General features: G+C 69.9%; 21 protein-coding genes. 12 read left to right on the top strand and 9 right to left on the bottom strand.

Going from position 1 to position 23,767, the window contains the following annotated elements; all coding sequences use genetic code 11:
* Positions 1-83: 83 nt before the first annotated feature.
* The 5 genes from gpmI to GSE44_RS16195 all read left to right on the top strand — a co-directional run bounded on the left by gpmI (position 84) and on the right by GSE44_RS16195 (position 6,671).
* On the top strand, positions 84-1,616 hold the full coding sequence (gene gpmI / locus GSE44_RS16215; protein WP_159349876.1) for a 2,3-bisphosphoglycerate-independent phosphoglycerate mutase: 1,533 nt from the start codon (positions 84-86) through the stop codon (positions 1,614-1,616).
* Positions 1,616-3,049 carry a murein hydrolase activator EnvC family protein gene (locus GSE44_RS16210; RefSeq protein ID WP_159349875.1) on the top strand — a complete coding sequence of 478 codons (1,434 nt, stop codon included), beginning with the start codon at positions 1,616-1,618 and terminating at the stop codon, positions 3,047-3,049. The genes gpmI and GSE44_RS16210 overlap by 1 nt, the downstream gene beginning before the upstream one ends.
* Positions 3,050-3,352: 303 nt before the next feature.
* Positions 3,353-4,714, top strand: coding sequence for a S41 family peptidase (locus GSE44_RS16205; RefSeq protein ID WP_235924878.1), 1,362 nt, complete (start codon positions 3,353-3,355; stop codon positions 4,712-4,714).
* A gap of 16 nt (positions 4,715-4,730) precedes the next feature.
* Positions 4,731-6,077, top strand: a complete 1,347-nt coding sequence (locus GSE44_RS16200) for a divergent polysaccharide deacetylase family protein (protein ID WP_159349873.1) — start codon at positions 4,731-4,733, stop codon at positions 6,075-6,077.
* Between the two features lie 105 nt (positions 6,078-6,182).
* Positions 6,183-6,671 carry an RNA pyrophosphohydrolase gene (locus tag GSE44_RS16195; RefSeq protein WP_159349872.1) on the top strand — a complete coding sequence of 163 codons (489 nt, stop codon included), beginning with the start codon at positions 6,183-6,185 and terminating at the stop codon, positions 6,669-6,671.
* Positions 6,672-6,676: 5 nt separating this feature from the next.
* On the opposite strand, the gene GSE44_RS16190 is transcribed toward GSE44_RS16195, so the two are convergent.
* From GSE44_RS16190 to GSE44_RS16160, 7 genes are all read right to left on the bottom strand, one after another.
* Positions 6,677-7,840, bottom strand: a complete 1,164-nt coding sequence (locus GSE44_RS16190) for an endo-1,4-beta-xylanase (protein WP_159349871.1) — start codon at positions 7,838-7,840, stop codon at positions 6,677-6,679.
* Positions 7,841-7,842: 2 nt separating this feature from the next.
* Positions 7,843-8,700, bottom strand: a complete 858-nt coding sequence (locus GSE44_RS16185; RefSeq protein WP_159349870.1) for a ferritin-like domain-containing protein — start codon at positions 8,698-8,700, stop codon at positions 7,843-7,845.
* A gap of 153 nt (positions 8,701-8,853) precedes the next feature.
* Positions 8,854-9,264 (bottom strand): ATP synthase F1 subunit epsilon, encoded by a 411-nt coding sequence (atpC, locus tag GSE44_RS16180; protein WP_159349869.1) that lies wholly within the window; start codon positions 9,262-9,264, stop codon positions 8,854-8,856.
* A gap of 4 nt (positions 9,265-9,268) precedes the next feature.
* Entirely contained in the window at positions 9,269-10,699 is a 1,431-nt protein-coding gene (atpD, locus tag GSE44_RS16175) for a F0F1 ATP synthase subunit beta (RefSeq protein ID WP_159349868.1), read from the bottom strand.
* A 13-nt stretch (positions 10,700-10,712) separates the two neighbouring features.
* Positions 10,713-11,603 carry a F0F1 ATP synthase subunit gamma gene (locus GSE44_RS16170; RefSeq protein ID WP_159349867.1) on the bottom strand — a complete coding sequence of 297 codons (891 nt, stop codon included), beginning with the start codon at positions 11,601-11,603 and terminating at the stop codon, positions 10,713-10,715.
* Between the two features lie 24 nt (positions 11,604-11,627).
* Positions 11,628-13,160 carry a F0F1 ATP synthase subunit alpha gene (gene atpA, locus GSE44_RS16165; protein ID WP_159349866.1) on the bottom strand — a complete coding sequence of 511 codons (1,533 nt, stop codon included), beginning with the start codon at positions 13,158-13,160 and terminating at the stop codon, positions 11,628-11,630.
* 2 nt (positions 13,161-13,162) lie between these two features.
* A complete protein-coding gene (locus GSE44_RS16160; RefSeq protein WP_159349865.1) occupies positions 13,163-13,762 on the bottom strand; it encodes a F0F1 ATP synthase subunit delta in 600 nt (199 codons plus the stop codon).
* Positions 13,763-14,144: 382 nt separating this feature from the next.
* Between GSE44_RS16160 and GSE44_RS16155 the strand changes: the two genes are divergently transcribed.
* Together GSE44_RS16155 and GSE44_RS16150 are read left to right on the top strand one after the other, a co-directional pair.
* Positions 14,145-14,390, top strand: a complete 246-nt coding sequence (locus GSE44_RS16155; protein ID WP_159349864.1) for a hypothetical protein — start codon at positions 14,145-14,147, stop codon at positions 14,388-14,390.
* 12 nt (positions 14,391-14,402) lie between these two features.
* Positions 14,403-14,717 (top strand): hypothetical protein, encoded by a 315-nt coding sequence (locus tag GSE44_RS16150; RefSeq protein ID WP_159349863.1) that lies wholly within the window; start codon positions 14,403-14,405, stop codon positions 14,715-14,717.
* A 96-nt stretch (positions 14,718-14,813) separates the two neighbouring features.
* Here the strand turns inward: GSE44_RS16150 and GSE44_RS16145 are convergent, their stop codons facing one another.
* Positions 14,814-17,144 (bottom strand): primosomal protein N', encoded by a 2,331-nt coding sequence (locus tag GSE44_RS16145; RefSeq protein ID WP_235924877.1) that lies wholly within the window; start codon positions 17,142-17,144, stop codon positions 14,814-14,816.
* Between the two features lie 72 nt (positions 17,145-17,216).
* On the opposite strand from GSE44_RS16145, the gene fsa reads away from it, so the two are divergent.
* Both fsa and GSE44_RS16135 read left to right on the top strand, forming a co-directional pair.
* On the top strand, positions 17,217-17,873 hold the full coding sequence (fsa, locus tag GSE44_RS16140; RefSeq protein ID WP_159349862.1) for a fructose-6-phosphate aldolase: 657 nt from the start codon (positions 17,217-17,219) through the stop codon (positions 17,871-17,873).
* 348 nt (positions 17,874-18,221) lie between these two features.
* Complete coding sequence (locus GSE44_RS16135) at positions 18,222-18,896, top strand: hypothetical protein (RefSeq protein WP_159349861.1); 675 nt, start codon at positions 18,222-18,224, stop codon at positions 18,894-18,896.
* A gap of 99 nt (positions 18,897-18,995) precedes the next feature.
* Here the strand turns inward: GSE44_RS16135 and GSE44_RS16130 are convergent, their stop codons facing one another.
* Positions 18,996-19,964 (bottom strand): Gfo/Idh/MocA family protein, encoded by a 969-nt coding sequence (locus tag GSE44_RS16130; protein ID WP_159349860.1) that lies wholly within the window; start codon positions 19,962-19,964, stop codon positions 18,996-18,998.
* A 133-nt stretch (positions 19,965-20,097) separates the two neighbouring features.
* On the opposite strand from GSE44_RS16130, the gene secD reads away from it, so the two are divergent.
* The 3 genes from secD to GSE44_RS16115 are packed head-to-tail and all read left to right on the top strand — an operon-like array spanning position 20,098 to position 23,698.
* Positions 20,098-21,705 carry a protein translocase subunit SecD gene (gene secD, locus GSE44_RS16125; RefSeq protein WP_159349859.1) on the top strand — a complete coding sequence of 536 codons (1,608 nt, stop codon included), beginning with the start codon at positions 20,098-20,100 and terminating at the stop codon, positions 21,703-21,705.
* A 14-nt stretch (positions 21,706-21,719) separates the two neighbouring features.
* On the top strand, positions 21,720-22,733 hold the full coding sequence (secF, locus tag GSE44_RS16120) for a protein translocase subunit SecF (protein ID WP_159349858.1): 1,014 nt from the start codon (positions 21,720-21,722) through the stop codon (positions 22,731-22,733).
* Positions 22,730-23,698 carry a tripartite tricarboxylate transporter substrate-binding protein gene (locus GSE44_RS16115; RefSeq protein ID WP_159349857.1) on the top strand — a complete coding sequence of 323 codons (969 nt, stop codon included), beginning with the start codon at positions 22,730-22,732 and terminating at the stop codon, positions 23,696-23,698. The genes secF and GSE44_RS16115 overlap by 4 nt, the downstream gene beginning before the upstream one ends.
* The last annotated feature ends 69 nt before the right edge of the window (positions 23,699-23,767 follow it).

Genomic DNA, 23,767 nt, shown 5'->3' with positions numbered 1-23,767 from the left:
CGCGGAGGCTTGAACCCGCCCGGCGTGGACCGACGGCCCGGCTCGCGTTAAGCCGCCCGGAGCCAGTCTGCGTGAGGTTGCCCATGCCCCGTCCGAAGCCCGTCATGCTTGCGATCCTCGATGGATGGGGTTGGCGGGAAGACCAGTCGGACAACGCCGTGGCCCAGGCGAACACCCCCGTCTTCGACAGCCTCTGGGCCTCCTGCCCCCGCGCCTTCCTGCGCACCTGCGGCCCGGATGTCGGGCTGCCCGACGGCCAGATGGGCAATTCCGAAGTCGGCCACCTGAACATCGGCGCCGGCCGGATCGTGATGCAGGACCTGCCCCGCATTGGCGGCGCCATTGCGGACGGCTCCATCGCCGGCCTGCCGCCGGTGGTGGAACTCGGCGAGAAGCTGCACGCCACGGGCGGCACGCTGCATCTCTGTGGCCTCACCTCGCCCGGCGGGGTGCATGCGCATCAGGACCATGCCCTGGCCCTCGCCCGCATCTTCACAATCAAGGGCATCCCCGTGGCCGTGCATGCCTGGACCGATGGCCGCGACACCCCTCCCGAGGCCGCAGCCCAGACCCTGCCTGCCTTCGAGGCCGCCTTGCCCGAGGGCGCCCGCATTGCCACCGTCACCGGCCGCTACTTCGCCATGGACCGCGACAATCGCTGGGAGCGCGTCTCCCAGGCTTGGAAGGCAATGGTGCTGGCGGAGGGTACGTCGGCCGCGAGCGCGACGGAGGCCGTGGCGGCCTCCCATGCCGCCGGCAAGACCGACGAGTTCATCCCCGCCACCGTCCTGCCCGGCTACACCGGCATGCAGGACGGCGATGCCGTGCTCTGCTTCAACTTCCGCGCCGACCGGGTGCGCCAGATCCTGGCCGCCCTGCTCGACCCGGATTTCACCGGCTTCGAGCGCCCGCGCGACCCCGCTCTCTGCGGCGCCGTGGGCATGACCGAATATTCCGAGGCGCTGAACCCCTTCCTCGACACGATCTTCCCACCGCAATCCATGGCGGACCTTCTGGGCCCGACCGTCTCGGCCGCCGGGATGACGCAGCTGCGCATGGCGGAGACGGAGAAGTACCCGCATGTCACCTACTTCCTGAACGGCGGCGAGGAGACGCCGTCCCCAGGCGAGGAGCGGATCATGGTCCCCTCCCCCAAGGTCGCGACCTATGACCTGCAGCCTGAGATGTCGGCGCCCGAGCTGGCCGCGAAGGCGGACGCGGCCATCCGCTCCGGCCAATACGACATGATCATCCTGAACTTCGCCAACGCCGACATGGTGGGCCACACCGGCAGCCTGGCGGCCGCCATCGAGGCCTGCGAGGCAGTGGATGACGGGCTGGGCCGCATACTCGCCGCGATCCGCGACATGGGCGGCGCGCTGCTGGTCACGGCCGACCACGGCAATGCGGAGATGATGAAGGACCCTGTCTCCGGCGGGCCGCACACGGCGCATACGCTGAACCGGGTGCCGGTCCTGCTGTTCGGCGGGCCAAATGTCACGGACCTGCATGACGGGCGGCTGGCCGACCTGGCGCCGACCATGCTCGCCCTGCTGGGCCTGCCGCAGCCGGCGGCCATGACCGGGCGGAACCTGATGGAAGCCCCTCAGGGGTGATGCCGCGCGGGCGCCGCGCCGCGCCCCCTCGCCCGCCCGGCCGCCCGGTGCGGGCCGTCTTCCTGTCGCGGGCGGCGCTGGCCCTGGTCCTGCTGCCAGGCCTTGCCCTGGCACAACCCGACCGCCGGGCGCTGAGCGAGGCGGAGCGCGAGGCCCGCGGCGCGCAGGGGGAAGCCGCCGCCATTGCCCGGGATGCGCGCGAAGCCGAGGCCGCCGAGGCAGCCCTGGCCCGCCGTCGCGCCGAGGCCGGGCGCCGGGCCGTGGCCGCCGAGGAGGAGCTGGCCCAGGCACAAGCCAGCCTGGACGAAGCGCAGGCGGCGCGGGACGCCGCCGAGGCGGACCTCGCGCGCCGTGCCGAAGCGATCGCGCCGCTGATCCCCGCCATGCGCCGCCTGGGCCTGTGGCCGGCCGAGACGCTGCTCGTCGTCCCCGCCCCGCCGGAGGAGGCGCTGCGCGGCGCGCTGGTGCTGCGCGGCCTTGCCCGCCGCCTGGCCCGGGAGGCCGCGGAATACCGCGAGGCACGGGAGGAGGCCGCCCGTGCGGCCGCCGCGCTGGAGAAGGAGCGTACCCGCCTCGCCGATGCCCGCCAGGCCGCGCGAGAGGCGGAGGTGGCAGTCGAGGCTGCTCTTGCCGAGGCCCGCGAGCGTCGCGAGGCCGCCCGCGACGCCGAGACCGCCGCCATGCGCCGCGCCGCTACCGCCGCGGCCAATGCCCGCGACCTGCGCAGCGCCATCGAGCGGCTGGAACGGGAGGCCCAGGCGCGCGAGGCACGGGAACGCGCCGCGGCGGCCGAGCGCGCCCGCGAGGAAGAGGCCAGGGAGCGTGCTGCAGAGGCCCGGCGGCGAGAGGCCGAAGGCCGCGCCCGCGAGGCCGAGGCACGCGAGGCCGCGCGCGAGGCCCTGGGCCGGAACCGCGAGGCGCAGGAACAGGCCGCCCGGGACCGTGCCGCGCGGGAGGAGGCTGCCCGGGACGCAAGGGAGGCCGCGCGTGAGGCGGAAACCGCCCGCCGGAGCGCCGAGGATGCGCGGGAGCGCACCCGTGAAGCCGCCGCCAGCCAGCCCCGCCCCGCGCGCGGTGCGCCGGTGGCCGGCGCGGTCCGGCGCGATTTCGGCGATGGCGGCGCGACCGGCCAGACCTGGTCGGCCTCCCCGGGCGCCCGGGTGGTCAGCCCGTGCGGCGGACGGATCGTCTTCGCCGGACCATTCCGATCCTTCGGGCGAATGTTGATTGTGGACTGCGGCGGCGGATACCATTTCGTTCTGGCCGGTCTCGACCGGCTGGACGCGGAGACGGGACAGCGCGTCGCGCCCGGCGAAGCGGTGGGAACACTTGGTAACGCCGACGGGTCTGGTGGTGGTCGCGCAACGCTCTACCTTGAACTGAGGCGCGGCGGCCGGGCAGTGGACCCGGGGAGCTGGACGGCACGGGGCTAGGTTCTGGCAGCCCGAATGCCGTAAAGGTTCTGGTCCTGGCTGCCTTGGCCGGACCGGCCGGAGGTGGCTCGGGGCGTGGCCCCGGGGCCATCGAGACTTCCGGTCGGGGCGATCATGGTCCAGGCTTCGGATCGTTCCGCCGGACGCGCCCGGCGGAGGGGCCGGCCGGATTGCGTAACCGTTGGGCAAGATGCCCTGCGGCAATATGGACAGGCGCTGCGGCAGGACCGCGGCGGAAGGGGTGTCTGACGGATGCGTGCTCCTGCTGGACGGTCTCCCAAGCCCCGTTTCCGGGCTCGGATGATGGCTTCGGTCGCGGCGGCCTTCGTGGCCGGAGCGGTGGCGGGGCCCGTGGTCACCGCCTGGGCGCAGGAGGGGTCGCGCGCGGAAACCTACCGGCTGCTGAACCTGTTCGGCGACGTGTTCGAGCGGGTGCGCGCCGAATACGTCGAGCCCGTGAACGACCGCGAGGTGATCGAGAACGCGATCAACGGGATGCTTCAGGGGCTCGACCCCCATTCCTCCTACATGAACCTCCGCAATTTCCGCGACATGCAGGTCCAGACGCGGGGTGAGTTCGGCGGCCTGGGCATCGAGGTGTCGCAGGAGGCCGGCTATGTGAAGGTCATCTCCCCGATCGACGAAACGCCCGCCGCCCGCGCCGGGGTGAAGCCGGGCGACCTAATCACGCACATCAACGACAAGACCACCCAGGGCCTGACCCTGCAGGAAGCCGTGGACCAGATGCGCGGCGAACGCGGCAGCTCCATCCGCCTGACCATCCGGCGCGAGGGTAGCGCCACCCCGATCGAGATCTCCCTGACCCGCGAGACGATCCGCCCGCAGGTGGTGCGCGCGCGGATGGAGGGGGGCGACATCGCCTATATCCGCCTCACCTCCTTCAACGAGCAGACCGAGGTCGGCCTGCGCCGGGCGCTCACCACCCTCCGCTCCCAGGCGCGGGACGGGCTGAAGGGCATCGTGCTGGATCTGCGGAACAATCCGGGCGGGCTGCTGGACCAGGCGATCCAAGTCTCGGATGACCTCCTCGACCAGGGCGAGATCGTCTCCACCCGCGCCCGCCGCACCGAGGATGCGCAGCGCTGGAACGCGCGCTCCGGGGATATCGCACAAGGACTGCCCATCATCGTGCTGGTGAATGCCGGCTCCGCCTCGGCCTCCGAAATCGTGGCCGGCGCGCTGCAGGACCATCGCCGCGCGATCGTCATGGGGGTCAAGAGTTTCGGCAAGGGCTCGGTGCAGACCGTGATGCCCCTGCCGGGCAACGGCGCCATCCGCCTGACCACGGCGCGCTACTACACCCCCTCTGGCCGTTCCATCCAGGCGACCGGAATCGAGCCTGACATCGAGGTGCTGGCCCAGCGCCAGGATGCGCAGCAGAACCGGGAGCGCGACCGCGAGGCCGATCTGCGCCGCGCCCTGCGGAACGACAGCAGCGCCACGGGCGTCAATGCCCGCCCGCCGGCGCCCCTGCCCCCGCTGAACCTGCCGGCCGGGCTGGTGGAGCGCGTGCAGCGCATGCCAGCTGAGGATGCGCCCGCCTTCGACCCGACCAAGCCGGAGACGGACCACCAGCTCCAGCAGGCCGTGGGGCTGCTGCGGAGCATCGCGGCGACTCCCGTCCAGCGCCGCGCCAGCCGCTGATCCAGACCAGTCGCCGATGCCAGGGATGAAGGCACTCGGCGTCTTCTGGCTGCTGGTCCTGGCCGTCCTCGGCGGCGGCATCCTGGCGCTGAGCCGCCTGGGGCCGCCGGAGGATGGGGTGCCCGCCTCCCTGGCCCGCGCGCCGGCACCCGCACCGGCGGGTGGCGATGCGAGGGTGGCGAGCTTGGCGCCACCCGCGCCAGCAGAACCACCTGCCCCGATACCGGCGCCGCCGGTGCCTGTCAGGGACCGGGCGACGACCGCCCCAAGGCCTGTCGCCGAAACGCCTGCACCCTTCTCCGCCCAGGTTCCGCTCGCCCCCGAACCAACCCCACCCGCGCCGCCAGCGCCGGACGTGGCCGAGATGCTTCCGGCCACCGAGTCATCCTCCGTTGCGGCCCTGCCGCCGGACACTCCGGCCATTCCGGTGGCACCCCCGGTCGTCGCCGCTCCCGCGCCGCCCCCGGCACCGGTGGCCGCCCTGGCCCTGCCCAGCGCGCCGGAGCCTCCGCCCCTCGCCGCCCTGGCCCCGCGTCCCGAGCCGCCGGCCCACCGCCCCATCCTGCCGCCCGATCCGGCCCTGCAGGAACCCTCCCGCCACGGCCTGTTGCCGCGTCTGGGCGAAGGTGGGCGGAGTTCTATTCGAGCCTATGCCCATCCCTTCGACCGGACGGAGACGCGGCCGAAAGTAGCCTTGGTGGTGGGCAATCTGGGCCTGTCCGCGGCCCTTTCGGAAGAGGCGATTCAGCGCCTGCCGACGGCAACCGGCCTTGCCTTCTCCCCCTATGCCAGCCGGCCCGACCCGCTCCTCGAGCGCGCCCGCGCCCGCGGTATGGAGATGCTGAGTGCGCTGCCGCTGGAACCTGCCAATTACCCGGTGAACGATCCGGGTGATCGCGCCCTGCTCACCTCCTTGCCGGCGGCCGAGAACGAGGACCGCCTCTCCTGGGTGCTGTCACGGATTGGCGGGCAGGTGGGAGCCCTGGGAGCGCTGGGCCCGATGCGGGGCGAGCGTTTCGCGGCCCTGCCGGAGTCCCTCGGCGCCGTGCAGGATATTCTGCGGGAGCGCGGGCTGCTTTATGTCGATCCTCGCCCGGGAGCTCCCTCCCCGGCGCGTGCCTGGGGCCGCTCCGTGGACTTGGTGGTGGACGAGCCGGCGACGCGAAGCGAGATCGACCGCCGCCTCGCGGAGCTGGAGCGGATCGCGCGGGAACGCGGCTCCGCCCTGGGGCTGGCGGCCGATGTCTCGCCCGTGCTGGTGGATCGCGTGGCAGCTTGGGCAGCGGGACTGGGAGAGCGAGGGCTGGTGATGGTGCCCGTTACCGCCCTCATCCGGCGTCCCGAAGACCTGCCCCGGAACTAGCCCGGCCCGGCCATCCCTCCCGGCCGCTCCGGCTTGCGTCTGCGGGCCCGCCCCGGCATCACCCGCGGACCGGGTCCGCGAGGGCCGCCGCAGCACAGGCCTTCCATGACCCTCCTGCCTCTCCGCCCGAATGTTGGCGCCTGCCTGTTCAACCGTCAGGGCCAGGTGCTGATCGCCCGCCGCGCGGACCAGCCAGCCGGGGAAGCGATCTCGGGCGCCTGGCAGCTTCCGCAAGGCGGGCTGGATCCTGGGGAGGACCCGGAGGCGGCCGTCCTGCGCGAGCTTTCGGAGGAGATCGGCACGCGCAACGCCACGGTGATTGGGCGGTTGGCCGAATGGCTGAATTACGACTTGCCCGCACATCTCGTCGGCAAGGCGCTAGGCGGGAAGTTCCGGGGCCAGACGCAGCTCTGGTTCGCCCTGCGCTTCCTCGGGGAGGATTCGGAAATCCGGCTGGATGCCGACGCCCACCAGGAATTCGACGCCTGGCGCTGGGCAGAGCTGTCCAGCCTACCCGGCATTGCCGTGCCCTTCCGCCGGCCAATTTATGAACGCCTTGCACGGGACTTCGCACGCTACGCGGTGCCCGGCTGAGCCACCTAGGCTGAGGCGAAGGCCCGGGCCATGGCGCGCCACATCTCCTTGCGATTGTACTCCCAGTCCAGGGGCAGGCCGCGATGCAACTTGCCGTCGCGCCGCCCGACGGCAGGTTCGAGCACCAACCAGGAGTAGCGATCCACCAGGCCCCAGGTCAGAAAGGTCTTCACCCCGGCTTCGAGTGCGGATGAGATGAAGGCGCCGGCGCGCTCGGCGATGAGACGGTCCCGTGCGACAAAGTCATCCGGCACACTGCTGGCCTCGCGGATGTCCAGCTCTGTCACCAGCACGGACAACCCCTCGGCACGCAGGGCGCGGACGAAATCGCCGAAGACCTGCGGACGGAAAGGGCGGTCCATCTGGAGATGCGCCTGGATGCCCACGGCGTCGATCGGCACCCGCGCCCGGACCAGGCTACGCACGAGGTTCAGCAGGCGGCGGCGCTTCTCGGCGGCCCAGGGCGTATCCTCCTCCAGCCCATAGTCATTCAGCACAAGGCGGAGCGTCGGGTCCTGCTCCCGCGCCAGGCGGAAGGCCGTCTCGATGTAGGAGGGGCCGAGGGCGCGGAGAAAGGGGCTGTTGCGCAACTCTCCCTCGGCCTGGGGGGTGTCGCTGCCGGGCGGGTCGGCGATGACCTCGTTCACCACGTCCCAGTCCCGGATGCGCAGGCGGGTGGTGGAGAGGACGCGGGCGATATGCGCCGCCATGACGGCGCGGGCGCGTGGCGCGCCTTCTGATAGAGCGTTCACCGCCCATTCCGGGAAGGCCTCGTGCCAGACCAGGGCGTGGCCGCGGGTGGTGCGGCCTCGGGCCTGGCCCCATTGCACGATGGCCTCCAGCAGCCGGAAATCGAACTCCCCTTCCTTCGGCTGCAGAACGGACCACTTGCCCTCGAACTCCGGCACCAGCACGCCGGCCTCGCGGGCGTAGGCCTGCTCATAGGCCGGGTCCGTCGCGAGGAGCTGCGCCTGGACGGCGGCGCCGAAGGCGATGCCGCGGCCCCGGGCGATCTCCCACAGTCCCGGGCCAGGATTGCCCCCAAGGTCCCGCGCGGGGGCGACCACCGGCTGGGCCTGAGCGCAGCCGCCGGCGCCCGCCGCAAGCCCGCCGCCGAGGACAACACGGCGCGACACCCCCCCCGGCGAATTCGAGGGAGAGCGGAGCATGCTCAGGCGGCGGCCTTGGCGGGTGCGTTCTCGTTGGCGGCCCGGGTCAGCGCCTGGCGATACTTTTCCCGCCGCCATTGCAGCAGCTTCCAGGCACCCTTGGCCGCAATCCCGGAAAGGCGGCCGCGCGGCTCCAGCCCGATCGACTTGAAGACCATTCCCATGCCCCGCTCGATATGGCGGAAGCGATAGTAGGCCATGGCGCGGCCCATGTAGCCGGTGATGCAGCGATCATGGCTGTAGGGCGTGTCCGCGGTCTCGTTGCCGCAATGATAGGCATAGGCCAGCTCATCGTCCTCGGACTCGCCGATGCGGCCCGCAGCGACGTGCAGGCGCTTGGGGAAGGAGAGCTTCTCGCGCGCCAAGTAGCGCTTCATGTGGTCGTAGAAGAGTTTGAAGTGCCGGTACTCGTCCGCCGCAATCAGCTTGCAGACTTGCTTCAGCACCACCTCATCCGTGCTCTCGCCAAGGGCGGTGTAGTAAGAGGAGGTCCCGGTCTCGACCATGCAGCGGGCAATCAACTCGCCAGTGCGCGAGCCGCGTATCGAGGCATCGGCCTTCACGTCGATCTTGTAGCCGGCGCGGTAGCGGGCAAAGGCATCGTCGAAGGACCATCCGGGATCGGCGATCTCGGCCCAGCGGCCTAGGGCATCGCCATGCTGGACCTCCTCCACCGCCCAGTTGTCGGCGGCTTGGCTGAAGTCAGGGTCACCCACGAAGACGTTGTTCAGATAGACGGCGTAATCGACGCCGTTCTTCTCCACCAGCGCCGCCGCCTTGACCAGCGGCACGATCTCGGGATCGACCTTCGCCGGATCGAACTTGTCCCAGGCGATCTGGTCGAGGGTCCAGTGCTTCATGCGCTTCCCGGTAGTCCGTGGCGATTCGCGGCACCCATCATAGCGCGACGGGGCGGCCTGGAGTCAGGCCGCCCCGCCGGGCATGACAGGCTCGTGACATCTCGCGGCCGGGGCGAGCGGTTTCAACCCGCCACCCCGGCCCAAGCTGTTGATTCAGGCGGCCTGGGCGGCTTCCTGCATGGCGCGGGCGGCCATCAGTCGGTCGCTTGCGCGGTCACGCACCTCCGGCGTTTCGTCGGCGGCCGCGGCCAGCGCCGCTTCCGCCTCGGTAACGCGCTGGGCGGCGGCGGCCCGGGAGAGGGTGGCGACCGGGGTGACCTCATCGGCCAGCACGGTCACACGGGTCGGGGTGATCTCCGCAAAGCCGCCCATGATGAAGAGCTGCTCGGTCTCCTGCCCGCCCTCCGTCACGCGGATGACGCCGCCCCTGAGGGCGACGATCATCGGTGCATGGTTGGGCAGCACGCCCATCTCGCCCTCATAGGCCGGGATGACCGCCATCTCGACGGGGCGCGAGAGGAGCAGGCGCTCCGGGCTCACCAGCTCGAGGTCGAAGGTTGCCATGGGGTCAGGCCGAAACCTTCAGGGTCTCAGCCTTCTTCACGGCCTCATCGATGGTGCCGACCATGTAGAAGGCGGCCTCGGGGAGGTGGTCGTACTCGCCGGCGACGATGCCAGCAAAGCTGCGGATCGTGTCCTCCAGCTTCACGAAGACGCCCGGCGTGCCGGTGAAGACCTCGGCAACATGGAAAGGCTGGGAGAGGAAGCGCTGGATCTTGCGCGCGCGCGCCACGACCAGCTTGTCCTCTTCCGAGAGCTCATCCATGCCCAGGATCGCGATGATGTCCTGCAGCGACTTGTAGGTCTGCAGGACGCGCTGCACCTCGCGGGCCACGCGGTAGTGCTCCTCGCCCACCACACGCGGGTCGAGCGCGCGGGAGGTGGAGTCCAGCGGGTCCACGGCCGGGAAGATGCCCAGCTCGGCGATGGAGCGGTTCAGCACCGTCGTCGCGTCAAGGTGAGCGAAGGAGGTCGCAGGCGCCGGGTCGGTCAGGTCGTCGGCGGGCACGTAGATGGCCTGCACCGAGGTGATCGAGCCCTTCTTCGTGGAGGTGATGCGCTCCTGCAGCGCGCCCATGTCGGTCGACAGGGTCGGCTGGTAGCCCACCGCGGAGGGGATGCGGCCGAGCAGCGCCGACACCTCGGCGCCCGCCTGGGTGAAGCGGAAGATGTTGTCGATAAAGAAGAGCACGTCCTGGCCCTGCTCATCGCGGAAGTATTCCGCCATGGACAGGCCCGAGAGGGCCACGCGCGCACGCGCGCCCGGCGGCTCGTTCATCTGGCCGTAGACGAGCGCCACCTTGGAGCCCTCGGTGCCGCCATTCTCGCCGAGCTTGATGACGCCGGCGTCGATCATCTCGTGATAGAGGTCGTTGCCCTCGCGGGTGCGCTCACCCACGCCGGCGAAGACCGACACGCCGCCATGACCCTTGGCGATGTTGTTGATCAGCTCCTGGATGGTCACCGTCTTGCCGACACCGGCGCCGCCGAAGAGGCCGATCTTGCCGCCCTTGGAATAGGGCGCCAGCAGGTCCACCACCTTGATGCCGGTGACCAGGATCTCGGTGCTGGTCGCCTGGTCCTCGAAGGCCGGGGCCTCGCGGTGGATGGTGTAGGTCTTGTCGTGCGGTACCGGGCCGCGCTCGTCGATCGGCTCGCCGATGACGTTCACGATGCGGCCGAGCGTGCCCTCGCCCACCGGCACGGAGATGCCCTTGCCCGTGTCCACCACCTCGGTGCCGCGGACGAGGCCGTCCGTGGTGTCCATGGCAATGGCGCGGACGGTGCGCTCGCCTAGATGCGACGCAACCTCGAGGACGAGGGTGCGGCCGGAAACGTCGGTCGTCAGCGCGTTGAGGATGTTCGGCAGCTCGGAGGGGAACTGCACATCCACGACGGGGCCAAGGACCTGGGTGACCTTGCCAACATTGTTCTTCATCGGATGGCTCCTGTCAGACCGCTTCAGCACCGGAGATGATCTCGATCAGCTCCTTGGTGATGTTGGCCTGTCGCGTGCGGTTGTAGTTGAGCGTCAGCCTGTTGATCATGTCGCCCGCGTTGCGCGTGGCGTTGTCCATCGCGGTCATCTGACTTCCGAAGAAGCCGGCCGCGTTCTCCAGCAGGGCGCGATAGATCTGGATAGCGAGGTTCTTCGGCAGCAGCGCCGCCAAGAGCTCTTCCTCGCCGGGTTCGTACTCATACAGTGCCGGCAACTCGCCCGCGGGGGCCGCAGCCGCGTCATTGGCGGGCAGCGGCGCCGGGATCAGGCGCTGCTCGCTGGCAATCTGGCTGATCACGCTCTGGAAGCGGTTGTAGATCAGCGTGCAGACGTCGAACTCGCCGGCCTCCAGCATCGCAGTGATGCGGGTGGCGATCTCATCCGCCTGCTCGAAGCCGAGGCGCTTGACGTTGTGGTAGCTGATCTCACCCACGACGCGGCTGGCGAACTCACGCTTCAGGTAGGTCGCGCCCTTGCGACCCACCGTCAGCAGCTTCACCGTCTTGCCCTCGGCCTCCAGTGCACGAATGCGGGCGCGCGCGAAGCGGCCAGCATTGGTGTTGAAGGCGCCGGAGAGACCGCGCTCGGCGGTCACCACGACCAACAGGTGGACCTGATCGCGCCCCGTGCCGATCAGCATTTTCGGCGCGTCGGGGCTGTCCGCCACCGCCGCACCGAGGGAGGCAAGCATGCGCTCCATTCGCTGGGCATAGGGCCGCGCCGCCTCGGCCTGCGCCTGGGCACGGCGCAGCTTGGCGGCGGCGACCATCTTCATCGCCTGCGTGATCTTGCGCGTGGACTTCACGCTGTTGATGCGACCGCGCAGGTCCTTGAGACTGGCCATGAGGGCTTCTCCGCGTCCCCCGCGTCAGCCGAAGGACTTGGCGAAGCTGTCGAGGAAGGCCGCGAGTGCCTTATCGGTGTCGCCGGAGATGGCACCCTCCTTGCGGATGGCCTCCAGGATCTCGGGCTTCGCCGCCTTCAGCTCACCGAGCATCCGCTTCTCGAACTCGCCGACCTGGTTCACAGGCACCTTGTCCAGGTAGCCGCGGGTGCCGGCGAAGATCGCCACCACCTGCTCCTCGACCGGCACGGGCGCGTACTGGGGCTGCTTCAGCAGCTCGGTCAGGCGCGCGCCACGGGCCAGCAGGGCCTGGGTGGAGGCATCGAGATCCGAGGCGAATTGGGCGAAGGCCGCCATCTCGCGATACTGCGCCAGGTCCAGCTTGATCTTGCCGGCCACCTGCTTCATCGCCTTGATCTGCGCCGCCGAGCCCACGCGGGACACCGACAGACCCACATTCACGGCCGGGCGGATGCCGCGGAAGAACAGTTCGGTCTCGAGGAAGATCTGGCCGTCCGTGATCGAGATCACGTTGGTCGGGATGTAAGCGGACACGTCGCCCGCCTGCGTCTCGATCACCGGCAGCGCGGTCAGCGAGCCGAGGCCAGCGGCCTCGCCCATCTTCGCCGCGCGCTCGAGCAGGCGGGAGTGCAGGTAGAACACGTCGCCCGGATAGGCCTCGCGGCCCGGCGGACGGCGCAGCAGCAGCGACATCTGGCGATAGGCGACGGCCTGCTTCGACAGGTCGTCATAGAAGATGACGGCATGCATGCCGTTGTCGCGGAAGTACTCGCCCATCGTGCAGCCCGTGTAGGGCGCCAGGAACTGCATGGGGGCCGGGTCGGAGGCCGTGGCGGCCACGACGATCGAGTATTCCATCGCGCCACGCTCCTCGAGGGTGCGGACGAGCTGGGCGACAGTGGAGCGCTTCTGGCCGATGGCGACGTAGATGCAGTAGAGCTTCTTGCTCTCGTCGGTGCCGGAGTTGATCGTCTTCTGGTTCAGGATCGTGTCGATGATGACAGCGGTCTTGCCCGTCTGGCGGTCACCGATGACCAGCTCACGCTGGCCGCGGCCGATCGGGATCAGGCTGTCGATCGCCTTGATGCCGGTCTGCATCGGCTCGTGCACGGACTTGCGCGGGATGATGCCCGGCGCCTTCACCTCGACGCGCGAGCGCGTGACGTTGGTCAGCGGGCCCTTGCCGTCGATCGGGTTGCCGAGGCCATCGACCACGCGGCCGAGCAGGCCCTTGCCGACGGGCACGTCCACGATGGTGCCGGTGCGGGAGACGGTGTCGCCTTCGCGGATGCGGCTGTCATCGCCGAAGACCACGATGCCGACATTGTCGGATTCGAGGTTCAGCGCCATGCCGCGCACGCCGGCGGAAGGGAACTCCACCATCTCGCCGGCCATGACGTTCTGCAGGCCGTAGCAACGGGCGATGCCGTCACCGACCGTCAGGACGGTGCCGACCTCGGCCACATTGGCGTCGGTGTCGAAGCCAGCAATCTGCTGCTTCAGGATGTCCGAGATTTCTGCGGGACGGATGTCCATGGTCAGGCGGCCCCCTTCATGGCGTAGCTCAGGCGCTGGAGCCTGGACTTGATGGATGTGTCGTAGAGGCGAGACCCGATCTTGACGATCAGGCCGCCCAGGATGGAAGCGTCCACCGTCTCGGTGAGGCGGACGTTGGAATAGCCGGCCTCGGTGAGGCGGGCGGCGATCTGGGTGCGCTGGGTCGCGTTCAGCGGATGGGCGGTGACGACCTCGGCCGCCTGCTGCCCCCGCTGCTCTGCAAGCAGGGCGCCGAAGGTGGACAGCACCTCGGCGAGCGCCGAGAGGCGGCGGTTGGCGATCAACACGCCCACCAGGTTCTTCACGTCCCCGCCGATGCGGGCGCGGTCCAGCACGGCGAAGGCGCCGTTCCGCTGGGCCGCGGCGCCCAGCCGGGGATCGGCGATGAAGGCGCGGAAGCCGGCATCCTCGCGGACGAGGGCGGCAAGGTTCTCGACCTCGGCCGCGACGGCGTCGACCGTCTTCTTGTCCTTGGCCAGTTCCAGCAGCGCGAGGGCGTAGCGCTGCGCCACGCCGCCCGTCTGGCCTGAAGTGGCCTGGGGCGCGGCAGACTTGTCGATGGCGGCTGCTTCGGAGGCCACTGGCGATCCCGTTCGAGGGGTTGGTGAGGACCTGTCCGCCCGATTCCACCGGCATTACCGGGTTAGGCGGGCCTGCGCGTGACGCTCCGGGAATCCCCAGGCGCCGGCGCGGGCCCCTTAACATGATGCAATGCGGCGGTGCAATCGCCCCAGGGCGCGAACAACGCCCCTGGGTCGGGCCCATCGCACACCGATGCCGCCCGGCATGCCGGCCAGCCCGGAAGCGGCGCGTCCCGCGCCCCTGCCTGTGCCCCATAATTGGTGCACCTGCCGGTCGATTGGAACCCTCCCCCACCTGCCGCGCTCTATCCCTGACCCGGAGGGGCGGGGCGCTCCGCCCCTGCTTCCGGAGCGACCACGAATTCCTGCCAAGGAGGCCAGCATGAGCACGGATAAGACCGACCAGAAGCGGGACCGCGAAACGGGCGACTGGGTATCGGACCTGAAGCCGGGGGCGGGGCGCGAGGCAAAGGCCGACAAGGCAGTCGAGGACACCTTCCCCGCCTCCGATCCCGCGAACACGAATTCCGGCACCACAGGCTTCATCTCGCCGGGCGGCAAGGACCTCGGCAAGGCCACCGACCAGGGTAGCGGCGAGGCCGGCACCCGGTCGGGCGGCAAGCCCTAGGGGTGCCGTGCCATGAGCGGTAGCAAGCCTGGGGACCGGCCAGAGGAGGTCCGGTCCGAGGAGAAGCGGAGCGGACCTTACGAAGGCCTGGAGGAGGAGCGGCGGCTCCGCGAAACGGGCGGCTGGCGGGAGGGGCTGCAACCCGGCGTCGGCCGGGGCGCCGAACTCGACGAGGCGCTGGAGAGCGCCGCCCCGGATGCCGATCCGGCGATGCGGCCCGCAGTGCCCGGATTCGGCGTCCAGCCGGATGCAACGGAGATCTATGTCGAAGGCGGCGGTGTGGCCCGGGCGCGAAATGCGCGGGACGACCTGCCACTCCAGGGCTGATCGCTTCTTCAGCCGCGTGAACGGAGCAGCCCCGGACGGAGTCTGGGGCTGTTTTCCGTTGGCCGCAGCCTGCGAATCCGTTTCTTAGACGAAGCCTTAGAGGAAGCTCACCGGGTCCACGTCGACCTGCACCCGCACCGCATTCGGCACCTCCACCCGGGAGAGCCAGGAACGCAGGAGCGGCTGAACGGCCACGTCCCGCCGCGCCTTCAGAAGCAGGCGGCGGCGGTGGCGGCCGCGCAGCATGGCCAGGGGCGCCGGGGCGGGCCCCAGAACCTGGACCCCCTCCCCGCCCGGTGCGGCCAGGCCAAGGTCCCGCGCCACCCGGTCCGCCGCGCGTTCATCCTCGGAGGAGACGATCAGGGCGGCGAGACGGCCAAAGGGCGGCCAGGCGCCGGGGCGCCGGGCCTCCGCCTCCTCGGCCATGAAGTTTTCCAGGTTGCCCGACACCAGGGCCTGCATGACCGGGTGTTCGGGGTTCCAGGATTGCAGCAGCACCTTGCCCGGGCTTTCCGCGCGGCCGGCGCGGCCGGAAACCTGGTGGAGCAGCTGCACCGTCCGCTCAGCGGCCCGCAAGTCGCCACCCGCGAGGCCAAGATCGGCATCCACCACCCCCACCAGCGTCAGATGCGCGAAGTGCCAGCCCTTGGCGACGATCTGGGTGCCGATCAGCAAATCCACTTCGCGGTCCGCGATCATGCGGGCGGCCTCGGCGGCGGCGGCGGGGCCGGGAATGGTGTCGGAAGCCATCACGAAGCGGCGCGCATCGGGGAAAAGCTGCGCAGCCTCCTCCTGGATTCGCTCCACTCCGGGACCGATGGCGGTCAGGCTGCCCTCCGCGCCGCATTCCGGGCAGTGCGGGGGGATGGGCTCAGCATGGCCGCAATGGTGGCATTGCAAGCGCCTTTGCGCGCGGTGCTCCACCAGCCAGGCCGTACAGTTGGGACACCGGATGCGATGGCCGCAGGTGCGGCACAGTGTCATCGGCGCATAGCCGCGACGGTTGAGGAAGAGCATGGCCTGCTCCCCCTTCGCCAGGGTCTCGGTGATCGCCTCGATCAGCGGAGGGGAGATGAAGCGGCCGCGCTCGGGCGGAACCTTGCGCAGGTCCAGCACCGTCACCTCCGGAAGGCCGGCGCTGCCGTGGCGGCTGGGAAGGTTGACGGCCGAATAGCGGCCCTGCTCGGCATTGGTCAGCGTCTCAAGGCTCGGCGTGGCGGAGACGAGGACGCAGCTCGCCTCGGCCATGCGGGCGCGCACCACGGCCATGTCGCGGGCGTGGTAGATAACGCCGTCCTCCTGCTTGAAGGCGGTCTCGTGCTCCTCGTCCACGATGATGAGGCCGAGATTCGGGAAGGGCAGGAACAGGGCCGAGCGGGCGCCGACCAGCACCCCCACCTCCCCATCCGCCACCGCACGCCAGGTGGCGCGGCGCAGCCGGCCCGAGAGTTCCGAGTGCCACAGGGCGGGGGCGCAGCCGAAACGGGCCTTGAAGCGGTCCAGCCATTGCGCCGAGAGGGCGATTTCCGGCAGCAGAACCAGTGCCTGGCGCCCCTGGCGCAGGCATTCGGCCACGGCATCGAGATAGACCTCGGTCTTGCCCGAGCCGGTCACGCCGGCCAGCAGAGTGACGCCAAAGGCGCGCTTCGCCACCGATTCCCGGAGGCTGGCCGCCGCCTCCTCCTGCTCCGGCGCCAGGAACGGGCCGGGATGCTCCGGATCGGGCCGGGCGAAGCTGCGGGGGCGCGGCAGCAGGGCGGGCTCGATCAGCCCGGCATCGGCCAGGCCGCGCAGCACGCCGGTGGAGACCTCGGCCTCATCGGCGATATCGGCGCCGGCCCGGGGTTCGCCGGGTTGCATCGCTTCCAACACCCGGCGGCGCTGGGGGGTCATCCGGTAGCCCGGGGCGCCCTCGCGGGCGATCTCGCCGGCGGCGGAAAGCTTCCATCCGGCCTGCTGGCCCGGCGGTTCCAGGGCGGAGGGCACGCTCATCGCCATGCGCAGCACCGCCCCGGGCGGGGCAAGCGTGTAGGCGGCCACCCATTCGACGAAGCGGCGCAGTGCCTCCTTCATCGGCGGCGCAGGCAGGATTCCCAGGATATCGCGGAGGCGGCCCTCGGCCAGGTTCGGATCCGGTTCGCCATCCCAGACCACTCCGAGCATCTCGCGCCCGCCCAGGGGCACGGCAACGAAGCTGCCCGGCTCCGGCAGAAGCGTGCCGTTGGGCACGCGGTAATCATAGGCGCCGCCCCCTGGCGTATCGAGCGGCAGCGGCAGCAGCACGCGGATGCGGCGGGCCGGCGGCCCCTTGGGCGCGGCGCCGCGGCGCTTGCCCTTGGTCGTGGCGGCGGGCGCGGAGACGAGGCCGTCCCCGAACAGCCCGCCATCCAGGCTTGCGCCCTTCGCGCTGGACTCGGCCTCTTCCATCGCTATTGATCCGCCCCCGCCAGACCCCGCCCCTTCCCGGCCTCCAGGGCCGCGCCTTCCAGGACAGAGATCATGAAATTTTTCGTGGACACCGCCGAGGTCTCCGAAATCCGCGCCCTCGCCGAGAGCGGGCTGCTCGACGGCGTCACCACCAACCCGTCCCTGATCGCCAAGTCCGGCCGCCCAATGGCCGAGGTGATCAAGGAGATCTGCGACATCACCCCCGGCCCCGTCAGCGCCGAGGTCACGGCCACGGATTACAACGGCATGATGCGCGAGGGGGAATTCCTCGGGCGGATCGCCCCCAACGTCGTCATCAAGCTGCCGCTGACCGAAGCCGGGCTGCGCGCATGCAAACATATGGTGAACAACGGGGTGATGGTCAACGTGACCCTGTGCTTCTCCGCGGCCCAGGCGCTGCTCGCGGGCAAGGCCGGCGCGACCTACATCTCCCCCTTCGTCGGGCGGTTGGACGACATCGGCCAGGACGGCATGCAGCTGATCGAGGACACGGTCCAGATCTATGACAACTATCCGGCCATCCGGACCGAGGTGCTGGTGGCCTCCATCCGCCACCCGATCCACCTGATCCAGGCCGCCAAGATCGGTGCGCATGTCGCCACCCTGCCGCCGTCGGTGATCAAGTCACTCTACAAGCATCCGCTGACAGATCGGGGGCTGGAGAGCTTCCTGGCGGATTGGCAGAAGACGGGGCAGTCGATTCTCTGATCCGCGGCCAGGGGCTTTGCCCCTGGATCCCACCGGGGGCCGAACGCGGCCCCCGGACCCCCGGGGGTTTGCCACGGTGGCCGGCGCGGAAGCTGCCCAGATCCACCATCCACTCGGCACCTGCGCCAGTGGTACTGTGCGTTTGATTTCTGCGGGCACAAGCCCGCCTCTCCTCCTACATTGAAGTTGCATGGCGCCCCAACACACGCAGAAGCTGTAGTGCGGAGCAGTTCCAGTCGAACTGGGCGAGTTTACGGCCACCAGGACAACCGAAGGGGCGCCGACATCTCCGCACCCTGGACTGCATCCAGGCAGAAGGGCAGCCGTGACGCCCATTCAGGAGGTGCCATGTACGACCAGCAGACGTTCAAGACCGAACTCGACGGCCTCTACAGCGACTACAGCAAGCAGATGCCCCGCTGGTACGCCGACCGATGGGGCAAGACGGAAGAGATCGACCGGGCTTGGAAGCTCTACTCCAATGCCCGGAATTCGCAGCTCTCCATGCTGGTGCTTGGCGACATCTCAATCCGCCAGGACAACGACATGCTGAAGAACATAGGAACGACGGCCGCCTACCCCATGACCAATCCCAGCGGCACGACGACCGGCCGAAATCCCCGAACCTCGGCTTCCAACAAGACCGGCAGCGTTCTCAACGAGCAGGATTGGTGGCCGCTTCCGAACGACGCCTGGCTGCTTGGCGGCATCCACGGGCTCGCTCAGTTCCATCTCGCATCGGGCACGAACCCGGCCGATGACCTGTTATGGGACGCCTCCGCATCGCGCCCGCGCGTTCTTGGCCGCGAGCTGATCGGGCTTTTCGCCTTCGGCTACATCCGCGTCAGGCATGACCATGAGGCGAAGCTGGGAATCGTGTTCGGGCCGAACAACAAGAAGGCGGCGACGGATTCCACCTTCACCAAATACCTGTTCGCCCTGAAGGAATATATCGGCGTCGCCCAGATCAAGGCGAAGCTGATCAACACCAAGGATTACAGCCGGTTCGCGACGCCAGCCTGAGGGCCGGCGCGGCCTGGAGCATCCTTCGCCCTCCGCCTTCGAGGGCAATGCTCCAGGCGCTTCTCCCCGGGGCGGTTCACCCATAGGGCAATGGCACTCCTAGGCGCCCACGGCCTCCAGACACGCCTTCACCGCCGCCTCCACCCGCAGCGCCGCATCCAGCGCCGCCCGCCCGGCCGCGCCATCCGCCTCGATCGGCGCTCCGTCCAGGCAAGCCGCGGCAAAGGAGGCATGCTCGGCCTCCAGGCTGTCGCTTTCCGCCCAGGTTGCCTGGGAGAGGCCATGGCCGGGGATCTGCTCCAGCGGCTCGCCCTCCCCGCGCCGGACCCAGCTCATCTCCCGCTTCAGATGGTCCAGGTTGAGGTAGCCGCTGTCGCCGAAGAGCCGCAGGCGGCGCTCCATGTGCAGGGAGACGCGGCTGGCAGTGATGGTGGCGGCGGCACCATTGCCGAAGCGGAGCCGGGCATTGGCGATGTCGATGGTCGGGGAGACGACGCTGCTGCCGACAGCATCCACCCCGACCAGCGGACTGTTCGCCAGGGCCAGCGCCAGGTCCAGGTCGTGGATCATCAGGTCCAGGATCACCGAGACATCCAGGCTGCGTGGCCGGAAGGGCGCGATGCGGATGGCCTCCATATAGAGCGGGCGTCCCACCCGCGCGGCGAGGCCGCCCTCCGCCCGAAGCGCGCGCATGCCGCCGGAAAAGCGCTCGAGCTGCCCGACCTGCAGGACGACGCCCTTCGCCTTGGCCAGCGCGACCAACTCGTCGGCCTGCTCCAGCGTGGCGGCGATCGGCTTCTCCACCAGCACATGCCTTCCGGCGGAAAGCGCCTCATGGGCCAGTCCATGGTGGAAGGCGGTAGGCGCGGCCACGATCACGGCTTCCGCCCGGCCAATCACCTCCTCTGCCGAAAGGGCGGGGCAGCCGGCCTCGGCCGCCACCACCGCGGCACGGGCCGGATCGGCATCATGCAGGCCGATGAAGTCGAAGCGCGGGGCCTTCGCGGCCTTCAGCGCGTGGAAGCGGCCGAAATGGCCGGCCCCCAGGATGCCCAGACGTAGCCGCATATGCCCGATCCCCTTCGAAGACGGAGGCCTGTAGCAAAGAACCACCAGGGTTGCATCGGGGGCGGCCGGGCCGCATGTTCCGCCCCTGTTTCCAGGGCAGATTGCCAGTTTTTAACGGGGGGCCGAACAGGCCATGCTGTACTTCGCGCGGTGGAAGGTCGCCGCGATCCTGGGCGTTATCGCCTTGGGCCTGCTTCTTTGCGTTCCGAATCTCGTGCCCCGCTCGGCCCTGCCCGACTGGGCGGCGCGGCAGATCTCGCTGGGCCTCGACCTGCGCGGCGGCTCCTATCTCCTGCTGGAGGTGGACATGAACGCGGTGGTGCGGGAGCGGGTGGAAAGCCTGGCCGATGGTGCCCGCACACGGCTGCGCACTGCCAATATTGGCTACCTGAACCTGTCGCCGGATCCGAACAACCGCCGCCTCACGCTGCGCGTGCGCGATCCGGCCCAGACCGAGGCCGCCGCCGCCCAGTTGCGGGAACTGGCCAACCCGGTTCCGATCCGCGGCTCCGCCACTGGCGCCACCGAGCCGGACATCACCGTCGCCACCAGCCCGGACGGCACCGTCACCGCCACCCTGTCGGACGCCGCCCTGGTGGCGCGCGGCACCGGCGCCGTGGAGCAGTCCATCGAGATCGTCCGCCGCCGCATCGATGAAACCGGCGTGTCCGAAGCGCTGATTGCCCGCCAGGGGCAGAACCGCATTCTGGTGCAGCTGCCGGGCGTGGAGGACCCCAACCGGATCAAGGACCTGCTGGGCCGCACCGCCCGCATGACCTTCCACCTGCTGGACGAGAATGCGAATCCGAACGGCACGGGCGCCCCGCCCCCGGGCGTGCAGTTCCTTTCCGGCGAGGCGCGGGACGGTCAGCCTGCCCAGCGCTACGCCGTGCGCCGCCGCGTGGAGGTGGACGGCGCCAACCTGTCCGATGCCCGCGCGGGCCAGGACAGCCGGAATGGCGAATGGGTGGTGAACTTCACCTTCGACAGCGTGGGCACCCGCCGCTTTGCCGAGGTGACGCGGCAGAATGTCGGCCGCCCCTTCGCCATCGTGCTGGATGACAAGGTGATCACCGCTCCGGTGATCCGCGAGCCGATCATCGGCGGCAGCGGCCAGATCAGCGGCAGCTTCAACGCACGCAGCGCGAACGACATCGCCGTGCTGCTGCGCGCCGGCGCCCTGCCCGCGCCCCTGACGGTGGTGGAGGAGCGAACGGTCGGGCCGGAGCTGGGCGCGGATGCCATCCGGGCGGGCATGATCTCGCTCGCGGTCGGCGCCCTCTTCGTCTTCCTCTACATGGGCTTTGCCTATGGCCTGTTCGGCTGGTTCGCCAACATCGCCCTGCTGGTGAACATCATGCTGATGATGGCGGCGCTGTCCCTGCTGCAGGCGACGCTGACGCTGCCGGGCATCGCCGGCATCGTGCTGACCCTCGGCACGGCGCTCGACGCCAACATCCTCATCAATGAACGCATCCGCGAGGAGACGCGGGCGGGGCGGACTCCGATCCAGGCGCTGGAGATGGGCTTCACCAAGGCCTCCGGCACGATCATGGACAGCAACCTGACCAACCTGATCGCCATGGTTTGCCTCTATGCCTTCGGCTCCGGCCCGGTGAAGGGCTTTGCCGTCACGGTCGCCATCGGCACCATCGTGCAGATGTGGACCGCCACCACCCTCGTCCGCCTGTTCGTCTCCTGGTGGTACCGCGCGCGCCGTCCGCGCGAGCTGCCGGTCTGAGAGGGAGAACAACCATGTTCGGCTTCCTCCGCCGCCCTCTCTTCCGCCTGGTGCCCGATGACACGCGCATCCCCTTCATGAAGGGGCGCGTAATGGGGCTCGTCGTCTCGGCGGTGCTCTCCATCGGCTCCGTCATCCTCGCCATCAATCCGGGGCTCGAACAGGGCATCGACTTCAAGGGCGGCATCATCATGGAGGCCCGCACGCCGGGCCCCGCCGATCTCGGCCAGCTCCGCAGCGCCGTCGCGGGCCTCAATCTCGGCGATGTCGGCATCCAGGAATTCGGCGACGCCTCCACCGTCCTGATCCGCCTGCCCGTGCAGGGGGAGGAAGGCGCGACGCAGCAGGCCGTCTCCCGCGTGCGTGGCGCGCTCGAGACGGTGGCTCCCGGCGCGCGCATCCTGCGGACCGAGGCGGTGGGCAACCGCGTCTCGGACGAGCTGTTCCGGGGTGGGCTGATCGCGCTCGGCATCTCGCTCGGCGCGATGCTGATCTACATCTGGTTCCGCTTCGAATGGCAGTTCGCCATCGGCGCCATCGTCACGCTGATCCTCGATACGACCAAGGTGGTGGGCTTCCTCGCCGTCACCCGGCTCGAGTTTAACCTGACGACCATCGCGGCGATCCTGACGATCATCGGCTTCTCGGCCAACGACAAGGTCGTGGTCTATGACCGGATGCGGGAGAACCTGCGCAAGTTCAAGACGATGCCGCTGCGCGAGCTGATCGACCGCTCGATCAACGAGACGCTGAACCGCACTCTCGGCACGTCCATGACGCTGTTCCTCTCGGCGCTGCCGCTGGCCCTGTTCGGTGGCGAGACACTGGCGGGCTTCGCCTGGGCGATGCTCTTCGGCATCGTCATCTCCGCCTCCTCCTCGATCTTCATCGCGGCGCCGATCCTGCTCTTCCTCGGGGAGAACCGGCTGCGGCGCGGGACCGAGGCCGTGGCTAAACCGGGCGCTGCGGGCAGGTCGGGCGCGCAGGCGCCCAAGACCGCTGCGACCGCCGCAAGGCCGCGGGGATGACAAGGCGGCGCGCCCTCCTCGGCGCCCTGCCCCTGGCCGCCGCTGGCTCGCGGACGGCCTGGGCGCAGCTTTCCTACCCCTATGTGCCGCCGGGCACGCGGCCGCGCAGCATCACGCTGCTGGTCGGGGCCGCGGGAGGCAGCGGCGCCGATCTCTGGGTACGCGGCTTCGCGCCCTTCCTCGAGCGACACATGAAGCAGGTGCAGGTCGCGGTGGTGAATCGCGTCGGCGAGGGCGGGCTCGCAGTGATGCGCGACCTGGCGGATGCGCCGACCGACGGCTCCGTCATGGCTTATGCGCCCATGCCCTCCCTCCTGGCGCGCATGGTGGAGCGCCATGCGACCGCGCTGTTCGATCGGCTGCGCTTCATCGGCAGCGTGACAGAGGAGCCGGTGGCGCTGGTCGCCCCGCCCGGCACGGAGCTGGCGGCGCTGCGCAGCCAGAGCGGTGGGAGGCCCCTGGCCCTGCCGCCGCCGGTAAGCGCGGCCGCCATCCTCGCCGCCGAACTTGGAACCGAGCTGCCGCTGGAGCACCTGCACTTCCCCTCAGCCACCGCGGCGAGGCAGGCGGCGATGTCCGGCAATGTCGAGGCAGCGATGCTTGCCATCTCCGACTGCGTCATGCCCGTGCGGGAGGGTAAGCTGGCCGTGCTCGCGATTGCCGCGCGCGCCCGGCATCCACAGCTTCCCGAAACCCCCACCCTGCGCGAAGCCGGATTGGCGATCGAGGCGGGGTTGCGCCGGGGGATCGCCGTACCGGCAAGCATTGCCCCTGAGGCGGCATCCCGCATCTCCCGTGCCCTTGCCGCCGCCGCCGCCGATCCGGAGTTCCTCGCCCAGGCGGAGGCCCGCTTCATTCTGCCGGTCTTCCACGAAGAGACGGCGTGGCGCGCGCTGATTACCCAGGACCTGGTGACGCTCCGCAGCCGCTGGGAAACCTCGCCCTGGCAGGTGAGCGGCGGCTGACGGAAAACTTGCAAGTCGATAGCGCGAGAGGGGTGTTCTGGGGCCCTGCCTGGGCCGGCCCTATGCTCC

Origin of the sequence: Muricoccus harenae (assembly GCF_009848505.1) — a bacterium.
GTDB classification, from domain to species: Bacteria; Pseudomonadota; Alphaproteobacteria; order Acetobacterales; family Acetobacteraceae; genus Roseomonas; species Roseomonas harenae.
This window is presented reverse-complemented; position numbering and strand designations above follow the sequence as displayed.

Coding starts and splice junctions, on each gene's coding strand:
- gpmI (WP_159349876.1), top strand. CDS start 84: ATGCCCCGTCCGAAGCCCGTCATGCTTGCGATCCTCGATGGATGGGGT.
- GSE44_RS16210 (WP_159349875.1), top strand. CDS start 1,616: ATGCCGCGCGGGCGCCGCGCCGCGCCCCCTCGCCCGCCCGGCCGCCCG.
- GSE44_RS16205 (WP_235924878.1), top strand. CDS start 3,353: ATGGCTTCGGTCGCGGCGGCCTTCGTGGCCGGAGCGGTGGCGGGGCCC.
- GSE44_RS16200 (WP_159349873.1), top strand. CDS start 4,731: ATGCCAGGGATGAAGGCACTCGGCGTCTTCTGGCTGCTGGTCCTGGCC.
- GSE44_RS16195 (WP_159349872.1), top strand. CDS start 6,183: ATGACCCTCCTGCCTCTCCGCCCGAATGTTGGCGCCTGCCTGTTCAAC.
- GSE44_RS16190 (WP_159349871.1), bottom strand. CDS start 7,840: ATGCTCCGCTCTCCCTCGAATTCGCCGGGGGGGGTGTCGCGCCGTGTT.
- GSE44_RS16185 (WP_159349870.1), bottom strand. CDS start 8,700: ATGAAGCACTGGACCCTCGACCAGATCGCCTGGGACAAGTTCGATCCG.
- atpC (WP_159349869.1), bottom strand. CDS start 9,264: ATGGCAACCTTCGACCTCGAGCTGGTGAGCCCGGAGCGCCTGCTCCTC.
- atpD (WP_159349868.1), bottom strand. CDS start 10,699: ATGAAGAACAATGTTGGCAAGGTCACCCAGGTCCTTGGCCCCGTCGTG.
- GSE44_RS16170 (WP_159349867.1), bottom strand. CDS start 11,603: ATGGCCAGTCTCAAGGACCTGCGCGGTCGCATCAACAGCGTGAAGTCC.
- atpA (WP_159349866.1), bottom strand. CDS start 13,160: ATGGACATCCGTCCCGCAGAAATCTCGGACATCCTGAAGCAGCAGATT.
- GSE44_RS16155 (WP_159349864.1), top strand. CDS start 14,145: ATGAGCACGGATAAGACCGACCAGAAGCGGGACCGCGAAACGGGCGAC.
- GSE44_RS16150 (WP_159349863.1), top strand. CDS start 14,403: ATGAGCGGTAGCAAGCCTGGGGACCGGCCAGAGGAGGTCCGGTCCGAG.
- GSE44_RS16145 (WP_235924877.1), bottom strand. CDS start 17,144: ATGGAAGAGGCCGAGTCCAGCGCGAAGGGCGCAAGCCTGGATGGCGGG.
- fsa (WP_159349862.1), top strand. CDS start 17,217: ATGAAATTTTTCGTGGACACCGCCGAGGTCTCCGAAATCCGCGCCCTC.
- GSE44_RS16135 (WP_159349861.1), top strand. CDS start 18,222: ATGTACGACCAGCAGACGTTCAAGACCGAACTCGACGGCCTCTACAGC.
- GSE44_RS16130 (WP_159349860.1), bottom strand. CDS start 19,964: ATGCGGCTACGTCTGGGCATCCTGGGGGCCGGCCATTTCGGCCGCTTC.
- secD (WP_159349859.1), top strand. CDS start 20,098: ATGCTGTACTTCGCGCGGTGGAAGGTCGCCGCGATCCTGGGCGTTATC.
- secF (WP_159349858.1), top strand. CDS start 21,720: ATGTTCGGCTTCCTCCGCCGCCCTCTCTTCCGCCTGGTGCCCGATGAC.
- GSE44_RS16115 (WP_159349857.1), top strand. CDS start 22,730: ATGACAAGGCGGCGCGCCCTCCTCGGCGCCCTGCCCCTGGCCGCCGCT.